Consider the following 20,136-nt stretch of genomic DNA (forward strand, 5'->3'; position numbering starts at 1 on the left):
GTGATCTTCTCCCCCATGAAGCCCGACAAATTTCCTTGATTGATCAGTCAATCAATAATAAATGAACTCCATGCCCAAGATCGGAATGGAACCCATACGCCGCCGTGCGCTCATTGATGCGGCCATCAGCGCCATCGGCGAGCGCGGTGCGCTCAACGTCACCATGTCGGACATCGCTGGCCGGGCCGGCGTTTCGACGGCCCTTGCCCATCATTATTTCGGCGGCAAGGACGACCTTCTGTTCGCCACGATGCGCCATATTCTTGCGCAACTCGGCAACGAGATCCGCCCGGCCATCGCACCCCTTTCCGGTCCGGAGAGAGTTCGCGCGATCATTGCGGTGAACCTCTCGCCCGACCAGTTCCGCCCCGAAATCATCGCCGCGTGGCTCGCCTTCTACGTGGAGGCGCGGCGTGACGCGGCACTCGGCCGCCTCTTCCGCATTTATGTTCACCGCCTTCACAGCGACCTGATGAGCGGGCTTACCCACCTTCCGCGCGCGCGCGCTGTCCACATCGCGCGGGGCCTCGCCGCCCTCATCGACGGGCTTTATCTGCGCCGCGCGCTCGGCGAAGGCGTCGAGGATTCCGCCGCAGCCATCGCCCTTGTCGAGGACTACCTCGACATGGCCCTTGCCCCGCACCCCTCCCGCGGGAGCCAGCCCCATGCATGAGGCCGATTTCGTCATCATCGGGTCCGGCTCTGCCGGTGCCGCGCTCGCCTACCGCCTTTCCGAAGACGGCAAAAACTCCGTCATCGTCATTGAATATGGTGGCAGCGATTTCGGCCCCTTCATCCAGATGCCTGCCGCCCTCTCCTTCCCCATGAACATGGCGCGCTATGACTGGGGCTTTGAGAGCGAGCCCGAACCGCACCTGGGCGGCCGCGTGCTCGCCACACCGCGCGGCAAGGTGATCGGCGGCTCCTCCTCCATCAACGGCATGGTCTTTGTGCGCGGACATGCGCGCGACTTCGACCACTGGGCCGATCAGGGCGCGACCGGCTGGGCTTCCGCAGACGTCCTTCCCTATTTCAAGCGCATGGAAACGATGGCTGATGGCGAGCCCGGCTGGCGCGGCACGCAAGGCCCGCTCCATGTCCGCAAGGGCGCGCGCGACAACCCGCTCTTTTCAGCCTTCATCGAGGCCGGGCGCCAGGCCGGTTTCGAGACCACGGATGATTACAACGGCTCCAAGCAGGAAGGGTTCGGAGCACTCCAGCAGACCATCCACAAAGGGCGGCGCTGGTCCACCGCCAATGCCTATCTGAAGCCCGCGCTCAAGCGAAAGAATGTGAGTCTCGTCAATGGCTTCGCCCGGCGTATTGTCATGGAGAATCAACGCGCCATCGGCGTCGAGATCGAAGTTCACAAAAGGATTCAGGTCGTTAAAGCGCGACGTGAGGTCATCGTCGCAGCCTCCTCGATCAATTCGCCAAAACTTCTGATGCTTTCGGGCATCGGGCCGGCGAAGCACCTGCGCGAGAATGGCATCGATGTGGTGGCGGATCGCCCCGGTGTCGGCTCCAATCTGCAGGACCATCTGGAACTCTATATCCAGCAGGAATCACTTCAGCCGATCACGCTCTACTCAAAGCTCAATCTCCTTTCCAAAGGGTTGATAGGCGCGCAGTGGCTGTTCCTGAAATCGGGCCTCGGCACCTCCAACCATTTTGAGGCCGGTGCTTTCGTGCGCTCAGCCGCCGGGGTCGATTATCCCGACATCCAGTTCCATTTTCTGCCCGTCGCCATCCGCTATGACGGCAAGGCGGCGGCAAAGTGCCATGGCTTTCAGGCCCATGTCGGGCCGATGCGATCGAAGTCGCGCGGCACAATCCGTCTTCGGTCGGGCGACGCCTGGGAGAAGCCGGAGATCCGCTTCAACTACATGTCCCATCCGGACGACTGGCGCGATTTCCGTCACTGCATTCGCCTCACCCGCGAGATATTTTTGCAGGATGCCTTCACCCCCTATCGTGGCCGCGAGATAGCGCCGGGCGAGACTGTTCAAAGCGACGAGGAACTGGACGCCTTCATCCGCGAACACGCTGAAAGCGCTTATCACCCCTGCGGCACCTGCCGGATGGGATCGGCAGATGACGCCATGAGCGTGGTGGATTCCGAATGCCGGGTGATTGGCGTGGAAGGTCTGCGCGTCGCGGATTCGTCGATCTTCCCACGCATCACCAACGGCAATCTCAACGGCCCGTCCATCATGGTCGGCGAGAAGGCGGCTGACCATATTCTCGGTCGCACGCCACTCAGCCCGTCCAACCAGGAGCCTTGGATCAACCCGCGCTGGCGGGAAGCCGACCGCTAGAACATTCTTGCGAAAAAATTGAATGGATCGGGAACGCGTTTCCATGAAACGATGTTCCGTTCCGAAAGCTGGAGAATTCATGCGCGCGCAGCCAAAAGCATCGCACTACATCAATGGCCGTTATGTCGAAGACGAACAGGGTGAGGTGATAGAGGTCGTCTATCCCGCCACCGGCGAGATCATCGCCCGCGTCCATTCGGCAACGCCCAACATTGTCGAACTGGCCGTGGAGGCAGCCCGCGCCGCCCAGCCCACATGGGCAAAGCTGAAGCCGGTGGAGCGCGGCCGCATCCTGCGCCGGGCGGCAGACCTCCTGCTTGAGCACAATGAGGAACTGGCGAAGCTCGAAACACTGAACACCGGCAAGGCGCTGCAGGAAACGCTTGTCGCCGACGCGCCTTCCGCTGCAGAGGCGCTCGAATTCTTCGGCGGCGCGGTTGCAGCCTTCAATGGCGAGCAAGTGGAGCTTGGCGGATCCTTCGGCTATACGCGCCGTGAGGCGCTTGGGGTCTGTGTCGGCATCGGCGCGTGGAACTATCCGATCCAGATTGCCGGCTGGAAATCCGGTCCCGCCCTCGCCATGGGCAACGCCATGGTGTTCAAACCGTCCGAGGTGACCCCGCTTTCTGCTCTCAGGCTTGCCGAAATCTTCACCGAGGCCGGCCTGCCCGACGGCCTCTTCAATGTGGTGCAGGGGCTGGGCGATGTCGGTGCCTCTCTTGTCGCCCATCCCGAGGTCGCCAAGGTCTCGCTCACCGGTTCGGTTGAGACCGGCAAAAAGGTGCAGGCGCTTGCCGGCGGCGAGATGAAACCGGCCACGATGGAGCTCGGCGGCAAATCACCCCTGATCGTGTTCGACGATGCCGATCTGGAAAACGCCATTGGCGGTGCCATGCTCGGCAATTTCTATTCGACGGGCCAGATCTGCTCCAACGGCACGCGCGTTTTCGTTCAGAGCAGCATCTACGAGCGCTTCCTGTTGCGCCTCACCGAGCGCACCAGCGCCATTCGCCTGGGCGATCCGCTTGACCCCGAGACCCATCTCGGCCCGCTCATCAGCAAGGCGCAGTGTGACAAGGTGCTGCGCTATATCGAGATCGGCCGCGAGGACGGCGCAACCCTGCACCATGGCGGTGGCACGCCACGGCTTCAGGGCCTTGAAGACGGTTTTTATGTCGAACCGACCATCTTTACCGACGTCACAGACCGGATGCGCATTGCCCGCGAGGAGATCTTCGGTCCGGTCATGAGCATCCTGACGTTCGACGACGAGGACGAGGTGATCGAGCGCGCCAATGACACGCCATTTGGCCTTGCAGCCGGCGTCTTCACGAGAGATCTGGCCCGCGCCCACCGTGTGATCGGGGCGCTGAAGGCCGGCACCTGCTGGATCAACACCTACAATCTCACACCCGTAGAGCTGCCCTTCGGCGGCGTGAAGCAATCCGGCTTCGGGCGCGAAAATGCCATGGCGGCACTTGCCCATTATTCACAGGTCAAATCCGTCTATGTGGAAATGGGAGACGTAGAAAGCCCATATTGATGACGGTTTGATCTTGCGCAGTCGAAAGACGGCAGCTATAAGCCCGCCGTCTGGTCACGGAGTGTAGCGCAGCCTGGTAGCGCACCTCGTTCGGGACGAGGGGGTCGCAGGTTCAAATCCTGCCACTCCGACCAGTTTTTCCGAGCCTATCTCAGTGACTTTCAGGTCACACGGCGCGGCTAGATTTCTCAGCCCAGTATTACCGTTGGAACTGTCGCCCGCCCCTGGCGGCGTGGCGGAACGCGTGGGTCGCAAGCCGCCACTTCAACAAGGTGACATATTTGTCACGCTCAGCAGCCATCCCGGCGAAAACGCCTCCATAAACTTGATAATTATTATCATATATGTCTTTTCACCTCTGAAGGAAGCCAGAGCAATACGTCAAGCCACCTTGAATACCGTTGAAATTTGAGGGCTTGGCATGCATCGTAACTTTGTTGTCTTGCTGGCGGCGTCCGCCAGTCTCTTCTCCCTGAGCGCAAACGCACAGGACGACGACACCACCCAGTTAAACCGGATTGTCATTCACACAACCGAAGATTCCAGCAACACGGTTGATGTGACCGATGCAGATATCGAGCGCCTGAATCCCGCAGACCTGCAGGACCTCTTCGCCTCCGAACCGTCCATCTCGGTCGGCAGTTCGTTGCCGGTCTCACAGAAACTCTATGTACAGGGTGTTGAAGAGACCAATCTGTCGGTCTCCATCGACGGCAGCCGCCAGAACAACAAGATCTTCCATCACAACGCGACGACCCTTATCGACCCTGCCCTTCTGAAGGCGGTGAGCATCGACCCGGGTGTCGCCCCTGCGGATGCCGGTCCGGGCGCACTGGCTGGTGCGGTTTCCTATGAAACCATGGATGTGCAGGATGTGCTCCTCCCCGGGCGCCAGTTCGGCGGATTTCTCAAGGGGGAATATGACAGCAATGGCGACATCTTCACCGGCAGCGCCGCAGCCTATGGTCAATCCCAGGGTTTTGAGGCTCTGGGCTTTCTGAAATACGCCGATGGCGGTTTGCGCACGGATGGCGATGGCAATCTGATCCTCGGCTCGGAGACCGGACTTTTAAGCGGTCTGGGCAAGCTTGCCTATGAAGCGCCGACCGGCCATCGTTTCGAACTCTCATATGAGCACGTGAAGGACGACAATGTGCGCCCCTACCGCGCCAATATCGGCCTCATAACAGGCGGGCGCCCGGTGCCCCCGACCCGTGTGTACGATCTGACCCGTCAGAACATCGTTTTCACCTATACGAATGAGATGCCAGAGGGGTGGTGGGATCCGAAAATCCAGCTCGCCTACAGCGTCACCGATCTGGATATTCCTGAGACCGACACCCGCTCGCGCGGCACCACGGACAGTTTCAACGGAAAGATCGAAAACCGGTTCGCACTGGATAAGGGATCGGTGGTCGCCGGCATCGACTTCTATAATGATAGCGCAAGCCTCGATTACGAAACCTTTTCCGATCCCTCGGGCGGCCTTCAAGGCGAAGAAAAAGCAGCCAATATCGGCGTTTATTCGCAGGCCCGCCTCGACCTGACCGAGCGTATGCGCTTGTCGTTCGGCGGGCGTGCCGATTTCCAGCGTTTTGAAGGCGTGAATGGCTACAAGGACAACAACGCCGGACTTTCGGGCAACATCTCCGGTGAGTTCGATGTCACGTCCTTCCTGACGGCGAGCGCAGGTATTTCGCGTGTCTGGGCCGGCATTCCGCTCGCTGAAAACTTCATCCTCAACCCCGCCTGGGATTATTCCCAAGGCATCGACCCGGTCACCGCAAACAATGTCTTTGCCGGATTGCGGGCCGAACACGAAGGGTTCTGGGTGGAAGGCAAGATCTTCCGCACCGACATCGACAATGCGCGTGCTCCAAGCTATCGCGGCGGCCCGCACCTTCAGCACGACCTGCGTTCGCAGGGATATGAACTCGGTGCCGGATACCGCTGGGACGATGGCTTCCTGCGCATCGGCTACGCCGATATCGACACAGAAATCGACGGCAACCCCGCAGATACCTATACGGGAAACTACCTTACCACGCCGATCGGGCAGAACATCACGCTCGAAGCCGCTCATACGTTTGCAGACTGGGGTTTGACGGTCGGAGCGAATGCCCGCTTCGTTCTTGAGGAGACGGACACCTACAATCCCGACACCGGCGGTCGTGGCGCGCCCTTCCCTTCTTATGAAGTCGTCAATGCCTTCGTGGAATATGTTCCCGATGCCATGCCGCATCTGACGCTGCGTGGCGAGGTGAACAACCTGTTTGACGCAGCCTATGTCAGCCGCGCCACCTATGGGCAGGAATTCGCGAATGTTGCGCCACTCCAGGAACCGGGGCGCTCGTTCAAGCTCTCCCTGACCGGACGCTTTTGAGCCTCGCTGCTCCATCCATCAGGTGAGCGGCTGCTGAAGGTGCATGTCAGGAATCATCGTTAGCGCCATTGCCGCCGTGCGGCGTGGCGCTAATTCTGACATCATGGACAAAGTGGAAATTACAGCAAAGACCATGTTTGATGCCCTGCAGAGCGGAACCTGGAAGCTGCAACCTCCCTCCGTGCGTGCAGAATGGCTGGCCAAGGCACGAGCGCTTCACGCCGCGATCGATGCTGGTAAATGGCCTGGAAATCCAGGTGCTGGCATATAGCTCTCAAGGCATGTCGTCCAATTTCGGCGCGGCCAGGCGGAGGTGGTATGCGGCTTCCATGGACGCTTCCCCTTGACATCTCCCGTCTGGGTCAATTCTGATATCGAAAAGGGAGGCAACCATGCGCAGCCTGCTGATTTCGTCATTCACTGCTTTCACTGCTTTGACAATGTTTGCCGTCACCGCCACCCCGGTGCTTGCCGAAGGCACAATCCTCACCGTCACGGGTCAGATTGAGAAGACAAACCGCGAAGCATTCGATCCCTTCTTTGACGGTTTTCTCAAGTTTCACGACAAGACCTTTGAGAAAGCCTATACGTTCGACTGGGACACGCTGGCAGCTCTGCCGCAGCACACCGTTACTGTGAACGCGGATACTGAAGATTGGCCGGGTCCCCTTGCGATGGAAGGCCCCCTCCTGAAAGATGTACTGGCCACGGCCGGTGCATCGGGTGCAACCACCACGCTCTACGCTCTTGATGGTTTTGGCCTGGAGATGAGCGCGGAAAAAATGGATTCGCGCGACTGGGTTCTTGCCATGAAGGTAGAGGGAGAGCCGCTGGGGATCGGTGGATTTGGCCCCTTATGGCTCGTTTATGACACGGGTGGCCGAAAAGCGCCGGAAGAGGAGGAACGAAGCTGGGTCTGGTCGGTGTTTCACATTGAGGTCAAGTGACCTTAAGGCGGGATGCAGCCAAGGCTACGCTACAATGTCACGCGGTGCATGGTGCATGAAGCGGTCGCGTCCGCCCTGCTTTGCCTTGTAGAGCATCGTGTCAGCTTCCCTGATGACCTCGTCGAGAGACTGCAGGGGCCCATGAACCGCAACGCCGATGCTGACGGTGGTCGAGATTCCCTCGACGCTGGCACCGCAACCGACCAGGCGGCAGGTGATGGCGATGCGTTCGCAGATCGTGCGTGCAAGCGGCAGATCCGCACCCGGCATGAAGACTGCAAACTCTTCTCCGCCGATACGGGCACAGACATCGTTTGTGCGCACGCTTTGCCTGATGGCCTCCGCGATCAGCACGAGAACGCGGTCCCCTTCTGCATGGCCGAAACGGTCGTTGATGCGCTTGAAATGATCCACATCGATGATCAGGACAACGCCGGCAGATGATGCTGTCGAGTTGATCGTCTCACCGGCAATCCGCATGAAATCCCGCCGGTTGCGCAAACCTGTCAGGAAATCCGTGGTCGCGGCCAAGTCGAGCTCCGCAGCCAGTTCGGCAACCATCGCTGTCTTGCGCAGGAAGACATAGGAGATGGGATAGGCGATCACGACAGTGATGAGCGCAGTCAGCATCAGATCCAGCAAAAGCCGCTCTGAAAAGAAGATAGAGTAGAAAACAAAGGTCAGCGCTTCAGCCGCCACAACGGAAAACAGCGTGACAAAGCAGGCCTGCTGCCAGATCCGCAGTTTATAAAACCCGTCAAATACCGCCTGAAACCAACTCATCCCACCGCCCCATTTTGCCGGCATAGGATTAATCCGATCTCGTAAAGAGGATGTTACCTTACGGAAGGTCCTTCCTTCCGCCGAGCCCCTTTTCTGAAAACGAACCCGCATGTCGGGAATTTATTGTCATTCTTCCGCCTTATCAGTCATACTGTCGAGCAGTGGAAGAAATGGCGCGTTGTGCTGCCTTTGGAACCCTGTCGGTTTCTGTTGGAAACCTAAAAACACTGTCGTTGACCAACGATATGAAAGTAAGTGTTTTCAGTACCTTGGACTGGCTTGCCATGTTCCGGCAATAAATAAGGCATCTACGGAGATAGACCTTATGGATATGCTTTCTCTGGCATCCGAGTTCCTTCAAGGTCTGGGAGTCGCCGTTATCGCAGCGCTTCTTTACGAGCGCGCGGCCAGGCTCCCCCTGACATCGCTGCAGCGTCATCTTCTTGTGTCTGTTTTGTTTTCGGTGGGTGCAGTCGGCCCAGCCTTTTTCTCAGCTGCGTCTTCGTCGGGCCTTTCCTTCGACATTGGCAATGTCTTTGTCGTTCTTGCAATGACCTATGGCGGGTGGATCACGTTAACTGCCACCACTGCCGTTGCAGTCCTCGGCCGTCTGTGGCTCGGCGGGGCCGCGGTGACAAGCAGTGTGCTTGCGGTGTTGATCTGCAGTGTTGTCAGTGTCGCCTTCGCCCAGATGGTGAAGGGACGGCGGGTGTCGATACCGGCGCTGGCCGGTGTGGGGCTTCTGACGTCGGTCGCATTGATCTCCGTTTTCCTCTTGCCGAGGGAAATCGCCATGAAGGTCTTGGGGGAAGTCGCTCCTGTTGCTATTGTCGCCAATGTCGTCGCCGCGGTGGTCGTTGGCCGCATTCTCGAATTGCAGCGCTCGCATGTCGGTCCGCAGCGCTTGAAGGAGGCACCATTGGGAACCACGGATACCGCCACCGGACTATTGAACAGACGCGTCTTCGACAAGCTGGGGCCGGAACTTGCAGCCGCCATGAACTGGGCGGGGCAGCCCTATTCCATGGCCTTGATCGATATCGATGCCTTTGACCAGGTGGTGGAAGCGCATGGTCATGCGGCCGGCGAGCAGACATTACGCCATGTGGCCTCAGTCGTTCAGTCCGCTGTCCGGCAGACGGACATGGTGGCGAGTTTCGGAGGTCAGGCCATTGCGCTGGTTCTGCCGGCTTACGATGCTGAACGCGCCCTCGGGCTAGCAGAGCGTATTCAGAAAGCGGTTGCTGAAACACCATTTCATCTGAACGGTATCGAAATTGAGCTAACCGTCAGTGTGGGGCTGCACACGCCGCTGCCGCGCAAGGAAAGTTTCTGGATCGCCCTGGGGCAGGCGGATACGGCGCTCAACCGTGCCAAATCCACCGGACGCAACCGTTTGGAAGTGGCTGTCTGAAACTGAAAGCTTTTCCAATACGGAAAGGACGTCCTGCCTCTATTCTGGGCAGCGTGCCCGCCTGTGCGTCAGCACAACGTTCGAAACACTTTTCAGACAACCAGTCGCATCTCGCCAACCCCATGAAAAACCGCGGAAAAACGGCATAGCGCGAGTTTGGCACGCTTGATGCTTCTCTTCCTGAGAGTCCGGAGGGGACTCTCCAGGAAAACGCCATAAGAGCGCTGGAGTAAGCCGTCAGACAGTTCGTGCCTGCCGTGGGGCCGAGCGTCTGGCGGCTTTTTATTTCTCCACACACTTCCCTTTTCGGGCCAGAGAACGATTGATTTGTTCTCTTTTTGTTCTTATTGTGTGGGGATGCAATACACCCTGCCTCTTGTGCCTTTCGACCGGCTCGAAAGTCTCCATCAGCGCTTGCTGGCTGTCTTCGGACCGCCCGAGGCTTTTGTGCGTCTCGATCCGGTCAGTCAAATGCTTCTGGCGATGCTCAGCGGCAGAACACGCAATGAAACAGCATTGGCGGTGTTTGTCAGGCTCGTCGAACATTTCGAAGTGGCAAGGCTCAAGGGCTCCTGGGTTCGGTTGGCCGAGGCTTCCTTTCACGAAGTGGATCTCCTGCTCGAAGGCATTACCCACGCCGATCGCAAAGCCGTAGCTCTGCCTCGCGCGCTGCAGGAAATCGCCAGCTTGAGCGGAGGCCTCAGTCTCGATTTCCTCCATAACTGGCCGGTCGATGATGCGCGAGCCTGGCTGGAGCGTCTTTATGGCGTCGGCCCCAAGACCAGCACGGCCACCTTAAACATGAGCACATTGCGCAAGCGCATCCTCGTCGTCGACACCGCCCACTGGCGAGCCGCCCGCTGCCTTGGCCTTGTCCCCGAACACGCATCGCCGGAGCGGTCGGTTCGCCTTCTCAACCGGCAGCTTCCTGACCGGTGGGGAGCGGGAGAGACCGAACAGCATCACATTCTGATGCAGGAGCTTGGACGAAACTTTTGCGCCAGAAAAAACAGGACGGCGTGCCCTTTCGCCAGGCTTTGCGCTCATGGCGTCCGCAACCCGGCGCACCAGCCTGAGCGTCTGCTGGAAGATTTTCTTCGCATGCCGACGCCCCTCCCTGACAAGAGAGAAAAGGTGAATCCAATCAGTATTCTGAAGGCGGATGCTGAGAACTTGAATCCGGAAAAATCGACGATGCGGCCAATGGCGCAGAACTCCGTGGGGCCTGGCACGCTTTTCGGGCTACGCCAGGAGGCTGCGCCATGAAACAGGCCGTTGAAGTGAAGCCAGTTCAGGAAACTTTTCCCCCTGGCGCTGGCCCGGTTCAGCATACCAGCGGAGAAAGAGCAGCCACGACACCATCCGAAAAAATAGGCCGTGTTCTTGAGGTTTTGCGCGGCCGCATTGCCCCCCAGGAAAGGTTTGCTTCAGCGCCTCGCCCCTCTCTTCCGCTCGGGCTCGAAGTGCTTGACAGCGCCCTGCCCGGTCACGGTCTCAAGACCGGCGCGTTGCACGAGGTCCTGCCGGCCGGCCACGGCGATTTCGCTGCCGGAATCGGCTTCGGTATCTGTCTTCTGGCACGGCTTCTGCGCGAACGGCCGGGAAAGATATTATGGGTGGTGCCGAACCATATGGCCAATCGTGAGGCCGCGCTCTACCCACCCGGACTTGCAGCGCTCGGGCTCGACCCGAACCGAATGATTCAGGTGGAGGCGCGCAAGCCGATCGATGTGCTTTGGGCGCTTGAGGAAGGGCTTTCCCACGCCCCTCTTGCCGCAGTCGCCGGCCTCTTGCCGGACAAGGCCCGCGCTTATGACTTTGCCGCCAGCCGCCGGCTTGGCCTGCGGGCGGCACGTCATGGCGTCACGGCCCTCCTCATGCGCGATCGCCATGCCTGCGCGGAAAACACAGCTGCTGAAACCCGCTGGTCTGTCAGCACTCTCCCCAGCCATACGCTTTACCCCGGTCAGGCAGGGCCTGGCGCACCGCACTGGCGGCTTCAGCTTCTCAAATGCAGGCAAGGCCTCTCCCGCCGTTTATCGCAACACTGGGATGTGGAGTGGGATCATGAAACGCTTTCTTTCCGTCTTCCTGCCCCGCTGGCCAATCGAGCGGCGGATCACGCGCACTGGCAGCGCGACGCCTCCCGGAGATGGGCAGAAGCCTCGTGACGATGAACCGCTGGTCCTCGTCTCCACCACGGACAATGGACAGCGTATCACCGCTCTCAACCGGGCAGCCGGGGCACTCGGCTTTTCGCCGGGCATGGCTCTGGCGGATGCGCGCGCCATTCACCCTGCTCTCAAGGTCGCTCATGCCGATCTTCAGGGTGACGAGCGCGCGCTCATCCGCCTGGCGCTCTGGTGCCAGTGTTTTTCACCCTTCACGCGGCCTGATTTCCCCGACGGGGTAAGCCTCGACATCACCGGCTGCGCCCATCTCTTCGGCGGTGAAGCCGCATTGGTAGACACGCTGGCCACAAAACTCGACGGCTTCGGCCTCACCGCGCGGCTGGCGCTGGCGCCCACCATTGGCGGCGCATGGGCGCTGGCTCGCCACGCGCCAGCCGAAAAACTCATCGTATCGCGCGACGCACTCCACATGCACATGGCGCCCCTGCCCGTGTGTGCCCTGCGGCTGGAACACAACACTGTCGAGGCCATGGAGAAGCTGGGTCTCAAACATGTGGGAGACCTGATCGGCAGGCCGCGCGCACCGCTTGCCGCCCGTTTCGGACCGTTTGCCCTGCGTCGGCTGGACGAAGCGCTTGGTCATGAGGAAGAAAGCTTTCACCCACTCAATCCGCCCCTTCTTCATGCCGCGCATTGCCGTTTTGCCGAGCCCGTTGTCACGCAGGAGGCAATCGAAATCGCCATTCAGCGCCTTGCATGCGACCTGTATGTGAAGCTGGAAAAGGCTGGAAAAGGCGCGCGTCGCGTGGAGCTGCGCCTGTTCCGTGTCGATGGCTGGTTCGAGGCCCTGCCGCTTGCCACCAGCACAGCCACGCGCGATGCCGGACACCTCGCCCAACTGCTTGGCGAGCGTCTCGAGCGCATCACCGATCGCGTTGGTTTCGGTTTCGAGGCGGCCAGCCTCACCGCCCTTACCGTGGAAAACCTCGCCATGCGGCAGGACGATCTGGGCGACAGCCCTCAGAGTGGACGCACTGGCGATATTGCCCCCCTGCTTGACCGCCTCGTCAACCGGTTCGGCGCGCAGAATGTCACCCGCGCCGCCCCTCATGCGAGTTTCCTGCCAGAGCGAGCAAGCCAGGCCGTTCCGGTTCTCAGAAAGGTCAGCGACCATGACTGGCAGGCGCATCTTCGGCACATTCAAGATGGCGCAGCTTTTGCCCGGCCACTCTTTCTCTTTCCTGTACCCGAACCTGTCACCACGCTTGCCGGAGTGCCCGACGGGCCACCCAGCCGGTTCGAGTGGCGGCGTGTGGCGCATCGCGTTGTCCGCGCCGAGGGTCCGGAGCGCATTGCGCCAGAATGGTGGCGCGCGCCATTCGGCGCCAGCCGCAAGACACGTGACTATTTTCGTATTGAGGATGACGCAGGCCGGCGCTTCTGGCTTTTCCGCGACGGGCTCTACGAGCGCGATGAGGAAGCCCCCCGCTGGTTCCTTCACGGAGTCTTCGCATGAGCGAGAAAATCATCGAGCCAGTCATTGCCTTTGAAGACCCCAAGGGAGCAGAGAGCGGCATTTCTGCCCCAACACCCATCCCGAAATCACGCCCTGCTCCGCCATCTCCTGCCTTTGCCGAGCTTGGCGTCACCAGCAATTACAGTTTTCTGCACGGAGCCTCCCATCCACGCGAACTGGTGGCCGAGGCCGCCCGGCTTGGCCATGCAGCCATCGGCATCGCCGACCGCAACACGCTGGCCGGCGCCGTGCGCGCCCATGTGGAGGCAAAGTCACAGAAAATCCGTCTCGTGGTCGGTGTGCGCCTGGTGCTCATGGATGGTTTTGAAACATTGTGTTTTCCAACCGACAGGGATGCCTATGGCCGGCTCACCCGGCTCTTGACCGATGGCAACCGCCGTGCGCCGAAGGGCGAGTGTCATCTGCATATGGACAATCTTGCAGCGCTCGACCATGGCCAGCGCCTCATTGCCATGCCCCCCTATGATTTCAGGGCCGATTTCGAGGAAAACTTGCGCCGCCTCGCCACTCTCTTTCCCGGCGATGTCTTTCTGGCGCTCACGCCCTATCGACGGGCCAATGACGGCGCCCGCCAGCAACGTCTTGCCGCGCTCGCCGGTGCCTGCGGCACGCCGCTCATCGCCACCAATGACGTGCTTTATCACACGCCGGCGCGCCGTCCCTTGCAGGATCTTCTCACCTGCATTCGCAGCCATTGCACCATCGATGAGGCAGGTTTTCGCCTTGAGCGCAATGCCGAGCGACATCTCAAGTCGCCAGAAGAGATGGCGCGCCTCCTGCGCGGCCATGAGGAGGCCATTGCCCGCTCCGTGGCGCTGATGGATGATTGCCGTTTTTCGCTCGATGAATTGTCCTTCGACTATCCGAAGGAATCGAACGGAGAAAGCACCACCCCGCAGGAAGAGCTGGAACGTCTGACCTGGCTCGGTGCAAAATTGCGTTTCCCGGAAGGTATCCCCTCAAAAGTCAGAGCTCTTATCGACCATGAATTGAAACTGATCGGCCAGCTTGAATATGCCGCCTACTTTCTCACCGTGCACGATATCGTGCGCTTTGCCCGCACGCAGGAGCCGCCAATCCTGTGCCAGGGGCGCGGTTCGGCGGCCAATTCGGTTGTCTGCTATTGCCTTGGTGTCACTTCGGTCAACCCCACCGAGATCGATCTTCTGTTCGAGCGCTTCATTTCCGCCGAGCGCGGCGAGCCGCCGGACATCGACGTCGATTTCGAGCATGAGCGGCGCGAGGAGGTGATGCAGTATGTCTATGACAAATACGGTCGCCACCGCGCCGGGCTTGCCGCCACTGTCATTTCCTACCGCACGCGCAGCGCCGTGCGCGAGGCGGGCAAGGCGATGGGACTTTCACCCGACGTGGTGGCCGCCATGACCGGTCTTGTCTGGGGCCATTCGGAAAAAACGCCCGCCGCAGACCAAATACGCGAAGCCGGTCTCGACCCCACCGACCCAAGGCTGCGCCAGACTTTGCTGCTTGTCAGGCAGTTGATTGGCTTTCCGCGTCATCTCTCCCAGCATGTGGGCGGTTTCGTGCTCACGCACTCGCCCTTGAGCGAGATCGTGCCCATCGCCAATGCCGCCATGAAAGACCGCACCATGGTGGAATGGGACAAGGACGATCTCGATGCCCTCAACATGCTCAAGGTGGACGTGCTTTCGCTCGGCATGCTCACCTGCGTGCGCAAGAGTTTCGACCTTTTGCGGGAGCACTATGGAATAACCCACACGCTTGCCTCCGTGCCCCGTGACGATGGGCCCACCTATGCGATGATCCAGCGGGCCGACACGATCGGTGTCTTTCAGATCGAAAGCCGGGCCCAGATGTCGATGCTGCCACGTCTGAAACCGCAAAACTTTTACGATCTCGTGATCGAAATCGCCATCGTCCGCCCCGGCCCCATCCAGGGAGATATGGTCCATCCCTATCTGCGCCGGCGCAATGGCGAGGAAGATGTAGATTACCCCTCCGAAGAATTGCGTGCCGTGCTCCAGAAGACACTCGGCGTACCGCTCTTTCAGGAACAGGCAATGAAGATCGCCATCGTGGCTGCCGGCTTCTCGCCGGAAAAGGCCGACCGTCTGCGCCGGGCCATGGCAAGCTTCCGCCGTACAGGCACGATCGACCAGTTCCGCGAGGATTTCATCAAAGGCATGTTGGCCAACAATTACACGCCCGATTTCGCCGAGCGCTGTTTCAACCAGATGAAAGGTTTTAGCGATTACGGCTTTCCCGAAAGCCATTCGGCCAGTTTCGCGCTGCTCGCCTACGCCTCCTCCTGGCTCAAATGCCACTACCCCGATGTCTTTGCCTGCTCGCTTTTGAATTCGCAGCCCATGGGTTTTTATTCTGCCTCCTCCATCGTGCGTGATTTTCGCGACCATGGTGGCGAGACGCGACCTGTCGATATCAACCACAGCGACTGGGACCACTCACTGGAGCCGGCAGCAAAGCCTGGTGCGATCAGCCATGCATTGCGGCTCGGCTTGTGCCAGGTGGATGGCATGCGCGAGGCAGCGGGCCTGAAAATCATGGCCGCTCGTGAAGCAGGCCCTTTCGCCAATGTGCGCGATCTTTATTTCCGGTCCGGCATCGACATGTTTTCGCTGCGCCGGCTGGCCGAGGCCGATGCCTTCCGCTCGCTGGGCCTCGACCGGCGCGCAGCCCTTTGGGAAGTGCGTGGTCTGAGCGGCCATCAGGGCGTGCGCACGGCAGCGGAGGAACTGCCCCTCTTTTCCAGCGCCAAAAGCGCAGCCGCAACGCCCCTTCAGGAAGAGGAAAGCGTCGCGCTGCCGGCCCTTCTTCCCGGCGAACAGGTGGTGGAGGATTACGGCACGCTCGGTCTTTCGCTCAAGGCGCATCCCGTCTCCTTCCTGCGACGAAAGCTGGAAAAGCGCCGCGTCGTGCAAACCTGCGCCCTTGCCGAAACCCCGGCCGGCCGCTTCGTGCGTGTGTCGGGCCTTGTTCTGGTACGCCAGCGTCCCGGCACCGCCAGCGGCGTCATCTTCATGACGCTGGAAGACGAGACCGGCATCGCCAACATCATCGTCTGGCCGCGCGTCTTTCAGCGTTTTCGTCGTATCGTCTTCGGTGCGCGCATGGTGACGGTTGAGGGCATTGTGCAGAAGGAAAGCAATGTCATCCACGTGGTCGCGCGGCGTCTCATCGACACGACACCGGACCTGATGGCCGCACTGTCCGATCAGGGTATGGAGACACGGGAGGAGAAGCCTGACACCACGCACAACCTCTGGCGGCATCCGCGTGATGTTCGCGTGCTGCCCAAGGGCCGCAATTTCCATTGAAAGGAGAGGCCTTTCCGCGTAACCAGACGGCTCCTTCTCGTCGGGGCAATCTCGAAAAGGAACACAAGGGAGGCTTTTCATGATCCTTTGCTGCGGCGAAGCGCTGATCGACATGCTGCCGCGCCAGACAGGCCAGGGCGAGGCCGCTTTCGCGCCCTATACGGGAGGCGCCGTTTTCAACAGCGCCATTGCCATTGCGCGCCTTGGCGTGGCGTGCGGATTCTTCACCGGGCTTTCAGACGATCTTTTCGGGCGGATGCTGCAGGAGAAGCTTGCGGAAAGCCATGTGGACCTTTCCCTCACCCAGGTTTCAAGCCGCCCAACCACGCTCGCCTTCGTGACCCTTGCCGACGGGCAAGCCGAGTATAACTTCTATGACGAAGGTACGGCCGGACGCATGATCGAGCCGGCCGACCTGCCCGCTGTCCCAGGCGACGTTTCGGCCATGCTGTTCGGTGGCATTAGCCTGGTTTCAGAACCCTGTGGCTCGGCCTATGAAGCATTCATGGCGCGCGAGGCCCAAAATCGCGTCATCATGCTCGATCCCAATATTCGCCCCGCATTCATCGCCGATGCGAACAGCCACCGCGCGCGCATCGCCCGCATGGTCGAAAAGGCCGATATCATCAAGATCTCGGCGGATGACCTCGAATGGTTCGCGGAGACCGGGAGCATCGATGAGATCATAGCTCGCTGGCTGGAACGTGGGCCCAGTCTCATTATCCTCACCGATGGCGGGAAAGGCGCGACCGCCTACACCAAATCGCAAAAGCAATTCGTTCCGGCAACGCCCGTCGAGGTGGTCGATACGGTCGGCGCTGGCGACACTTTCAATGGCGCGCTTCTCGCGGCTCTTGAAGGGGATGGGCTCCTGACAAAGGAGAAAATCGCCGCGCTCGATGAGGCGCAAATTGCAAAAGCGATTGCCTTTGCATCGCGCGCTGCCGCTGTCACCGTTTCGCGCGCGGGTGCCAATCCGCCATGGAGAAGCGAACTTCCGCCGGCCTGATCAGGCCGGCGCAGTTTCGGCAATGAAGAAGGGGCTCGCAAAAGCCTCCAGCCCTTCTCCGCCCTTCGGGCCGTAAGTGAGCGGAGCACCGTCCAGAGTGCACGCCATGCCACCTGCCGCCCTTAAGATCGCATCACCCGCTGCGGTGTCCCACTGCATGGTGCGGCCAAAGCGCGGATAAAGGTCCGCGTCCCCGCGAGCGATCATGCAGAATTTCAATGACGATCCGATCGATGTCGTTTCGGCACCGGGATGGCGGTCGATAAAGGCGCGGGTTTCGTCGGTGCAGTGCGACCGGCTGGCGACGATAACGGGCGGGTTTTGTCGCGGCCGGGCGCGGATGGTGCGGCGCTCGTCAGGCTGACCATCAACCACCATGACTTCAAACGCGGCACCGGGGCGTGCGGAATACAGCAGATCACGCGCCGGCGCGAAGATCACGCCAGCAACAGGCGCGCCATTCCGGATCAAGCCGATATTGACCGTGAAGTCCGGCCGCCGTGCGATGAACTCCCGCGTGCCGTCCAGCGGATCCACCAGAATGAAATCGCCATCCCCGCATACGGGGATGACACCGCCGGAAGCCGCTTCTTCCGAAACGCATGGCGTTGCGAGCCCGGCATCCCTGAACCCGTCGAGGATAACCTTCTCGGCAGCGCGGTCCGCAGCCGTAACGGGTGTATCGTCCGCTTTCTGATGGACTTCGCAACCGGCATCATAATGCCGCATGATCGCGGCACCCGCGGCGAGCGCCAATTGCTCGAACAGCGCCAGCAGCGCCGCGTCATCCTTCAACATGCCCATGAAACAGTCTGTCTTTCGCGTTCAAGAGATCAGCAATAGCCGCGCTCCCGCAGCCAAGCTTCGATTTCGTCGACCAGTTCTTCCGGCGCGCGGGCCGTCGTCTCCACGTGGATATCAGCCTTTTCCGGGGCCTCATAGGGGGAGTCCACACCAGTGAAATTCTTGATTTCCCCCTTGAGCGCCTTGGCATACAGACCTTTCGGGTCGCGTCTGGCGCATTCCTCGAATGGCGTATCCACGAACACTTCCACGAACTCTCCGTCGTTCATCAGCTCGCGTGCCATGCGCCGCTCCGCCCTGAAAGGCGAGATGAACGAGACGAGCACGATCAGGCCGGCATCCGCCATCAATTTCGCCGTCTCGGCCACACGGCGGATATTCTCCACCCTGTCGGCATCCGTAAAGCCGAGGTCGCGGTTCAGTCCGTGGCGAATGTTGTCGCCATCCAGCACATAGGTGTGGCGGCCGGATGCATGCAGCTTCTTTTCAAGCAGGCTGGCGATGGTCGACTTGCCCGACCCGGACAACCCGGTGAACCAGAGAACGGCCGGCTTCTGATGCTTCAGCGCCGCGCGGGACTGCCGCGTGACATCGAGTGCCTGCCAGTGAATATTGGCGGCACGGCGCAGCGGCCATTCGATCATGCCTGCACCGACCGTCGCGTTTGTCAGCCGGTCGATCAGAATGAATGCACCCGTGACGCGATTGTCGCGGAAGGCATCGAAGGCTATCGGTGCCTGTGTCGAGAAATTGCACAGCCCCACCTCGTTCAGGTTCAGGCAGGTGGCCGCTTCTTCGGCAAAATTGTTGATGTTGCGGCGGTGCTTGAGATGACTCACCGTGGCCGAAACCTCATCGGTCTCGGTGCGCAGAATGTAGGAGCGCCCCGGAAGAAGCGGGCTTTCATCGAACCACACCAGCGTTGCGGCAAACTGATCGGCCACATGCGGCCGCGCTTCCGGTGTCACCAGCATATTGCCGCGCGAAAGCTCTACCTCATCCTCGAGCACAAGCGTCACGGCCTGCCCCTCGGATGCAACGTCCAGATCGCCGTCCTGGGTAACGATGCGCCGAATGCGCGTCTGTTTCCCTGACTTGGCAACGGTTACCGGATCGCCGACACCGATATGGCCGGAGGCAACAGTGCCTGCAAAACCGCGGAAATCCAGATTGGGCCGGGAGACATACTGTACGGGAAAACGGAACGGCCGGCCTTCTGCTTCAACCTCGATATCGACAGTTTCCAGATGCTCGAGCAGCGTCGGCCCCGAATACCAGGGAGTTTGCTCCGACGAACGGGTGACATTGTCGCCGTAGCGCGCAGACATGGGGATTGGCTGGATCGAGTTGAAACCGAGCTCCTCGGCAAAGGCGCGATACTCGGCGGAAATCCGCTCGAACACAGTCTCGTCGAAACCGACGAGGTCGATCTTGTTCACCGCCACCACGATATGGCGGATACCCAGAAGTGAGGCGATGATCGAATGCCGCCGTGTTTGCGGCAGGATGCCCTGCCGCGCGTCCACCAGAACGATGGCGAGATCGGCTGTGGAGGCACCCGTCGCCATGTTGCGGGTATATTGCTCGTGGCCCGGTGTGTCGGCCACAATGAATTTGCGGCGCGGTGTCGAAAAGAAGCGATAGGCAACATCAATCGTGATGCCCTGTTCGCGTTCAGCTTCAAGACCGTCGACAAGCAGCGCAAAATCGATCTCATCACCGGCGGTGCCGTGCTTGCGGGAATCGTTTTCGAGAGCCGCCAGCTGATCCTCGAAGATCAGCTTGGTGTCGAACAGCAAACGGCCGATCAGCGTCGACTTGCCGTCATCCACCGATCCGCAGGTCAAAAAGCGCAAGAGCCCCTTGTTCTCCTGTCCGGCCACGTAGTCGCGAATATCGACCGGAGCCGCGTCTTCTTCACCCACGGGCACTTTGTTGCCGGTCAACAT

15 protein-coding genes and 1 tRNA gene are annotated in these 20,136 nt (G+C 60.3%); 13 read left to right on the forward strand and 3 right to left on the reverse strand.

The genetic code is table 11. The features are described 5' to 3' along the window. Positions 1–70 precede the first annotated feature (70 nt). From betI to H7H48_RS04115, 7 genes are all read left to right on the forward strand, one after another. Complete coding sequence (gene betI / locus H7H48_RS04085; RefSeq protein ID WP_229447515.1) at positions 71–673, forward strand: transcriptional regulator BetI; 603 nt, start codon at positions 71–73, stop codon at positions 671–673. Next, entirely contained in the window at positions 666–2,318 is a 1,653-nt protein-coding gene (gene betA / locus H7H48_RS04090) for a choline dehydrogenase (protein WP_229447516.1), read from the forward strand. Before betI ends, betA begins: the two co-directional genes overlap by 8 nt. Positions 2,319–2,397: 79 nt before the next feature. After that, positions 2,398–3,861, forward strand: a complete 1,464-nt coding sequence (gene betB / locus H7H48_RS04095) for a betaine-aldehyde dehydrogenase (protein ID WP_229447517.1) — start codon at positions 2,398–2,400, stop codon at positions 3,859–3,861. A 57-nt stretch (positions 3,862–3,918) separates the two neighbouring features. Then, positions 3,919–3,995 (forward strand) — tRNA-Pro (locus tag H7H48_RS04100). A gap of 287 nt (positions 3,996–4,282) precedes the next feature. Beyond that, a complete protein-coding gene (locus H7H48_RS04105; RefSeq protein ID WP_229447518.1) occupies positions 4,283–6,244 on the forward strand; it encodes a TonB-dependent receptor domain-containing protein in 1,962 nt (653 codons plus the stop codon). A 43-nt stretch (positions 6,245–6,287) separates the two neighbouring features. Further along, a complete protein-coding gene (locus H7H48_RS04110; protein WP_229447519.1) occupies positions 6,288–6,515 on the forward strand; it encodes a hypothetical protein in 228 nt (75 codons plus the stop codon). Between the two features lie 121 nt (positions 6,516–6,636). Continuing rightward, on the forward strand, positions 6,637–7,191 hold the full coding sequence (locus H7H48_RS04115) for a hypothetical protein (protein ID WP_229447520.1): 555 nt from the start codon (positions 6,637–6,639) through the stop codon (positions 7,189–7,191). Positions 7,192–7,215: 24 nt separating this feature from the next. Here the strand turns inward: H7H48_RS04115 and H7H48_RS04120 are convergent, their stop codons facing one another. Continuing rightward, positions 7,216–7,974: a GGDEF domain-containing protein gene (locus tag H7H48_RS04120; protein ID WP_229447521.1), complete on the reverse strand. Its 759-nt coding sequence runs from the start codon at positions 7,972–7,974 to the stop codon at positions 7,216–7,218. 325 nt (positions 7,975–8,299) lie between these two features. Here H7H48_RS04120 and H7H48_RS04125 point away from each other — a divergent pair, with 325 nt between their 5' ends. From H7H48_RS04125 to H7H48_RS04150, 6 genes are all read left to right on the forward strand, one after another. Next, complete coding sequence (locus tag H7H48_RS04125; RefSeq protein ID WP_229447522.1) at positions 8,300–9,388, forward strand: diguanylate cyclase; 1,089 nt, start codon at positions 8,300–8,302, stop codon at positions 9,386–9,388. A gap of 357 nt (positions 9,389–9,745) precedes the next feature. Next, positions 9,746–10,654, forward strand: a complete 909-nt coding sequence (nth, locus tag H7H48_RS04130) for an endonuclease III (RefSeq protein ID WP_229447523.1) — start codon at positions 9,746–9,748, stop codon at positions 10,652–10,654. Then, positions 10,651–11,559 carry an ImuA family protein gene (locus H7H48_RS04135; protein WP_229447524.1) on the forward strand — a complete coding sequence of 303 codons (909 nt, stop codon included), beginning with the start codon at positions 10,651–10,653 and terminating at the stop codon, positions 11,557–11,559. Before nth ends, H7H48_RS04135 begins: the two co-directional genes overlap by 4 nt. Beyond that, positions 11,456–13,036, forward strand: coding sequence for a DNA polymerase Y family protein (locus H7H48_RS04140; protein ID WP_229447525.1), 1,581 nt, complete (start codon positions 11,456–11,458; stop codon positions 13,034–13,036). The genes H7H48_RS04135 and H7H48_RS04140 overlap by 104 nt, the downstream gene beginning before the upstream one ends. Further along, a complete protein-coding gene (locus H7H48_RS04145) occupies positions 13,033–16,374 on the forward strand; it encodes an error-prone DNA polymerase (protein WP_229447526.1) in 3,342 nt (1,113 codons plus the stop codon). The genes H7H48_RS04140 and H7H48_RS04145 overlap by 4 nt, the downstream gene beginning before the upstream one ends. 79 nt (positions 16,375–16,453) lie before the next feature. Continuing rightward, positions 16,454–17,383: a carbohydrate kinase gene (locus H7H48_RS04150; protein WP_229447527.1), complete on the forward strand. Its 930-nt coding sequence runs from the start codon at positions 16,454–16,456 to the stop codon at positions 17,381–17,383. Here H7H48_RS04150 and cysQ read toward each other — a convergent pair whose 3' ends face one another. Continuing rightward, positions 17,384–18,187 carry a 3'(2'),5'-bisphosphate nucleotidase CysQ gene (cysQ, locus tag H7H48_RS04155; RefSeq protein ID WP_229447528.1) on the reverse strand — a complete coding sequence of 268 codons (804 nt, stop codon included), beginning with the start codon at positions 18,185–18,187 and terminating at the stop codon, positions 17,384–17,386. A gap of 29 nt (positions 18,188–18,216) precedes the next feature. Next, complete coding sequence (gene cysN, locus H7H48_RS04160) at positions 18,217–20,136, reverse strand: sulfate adenylyltransferase subunit CysN (RefSeq protein WP_229447529.1); 1,920 nt, start codon at positions 20,134–20,136, stop codon at positions 18,217–18,219.

This window comes from Nitratireductor sp. B36 (assembly GCF_020833685.1).
Taxonomy (GTDB): Bacteria; Pseudomonadota; Alphaproteobacteria; order Rhizobiales; family Rhizobiaceae; genus Nitratireductor.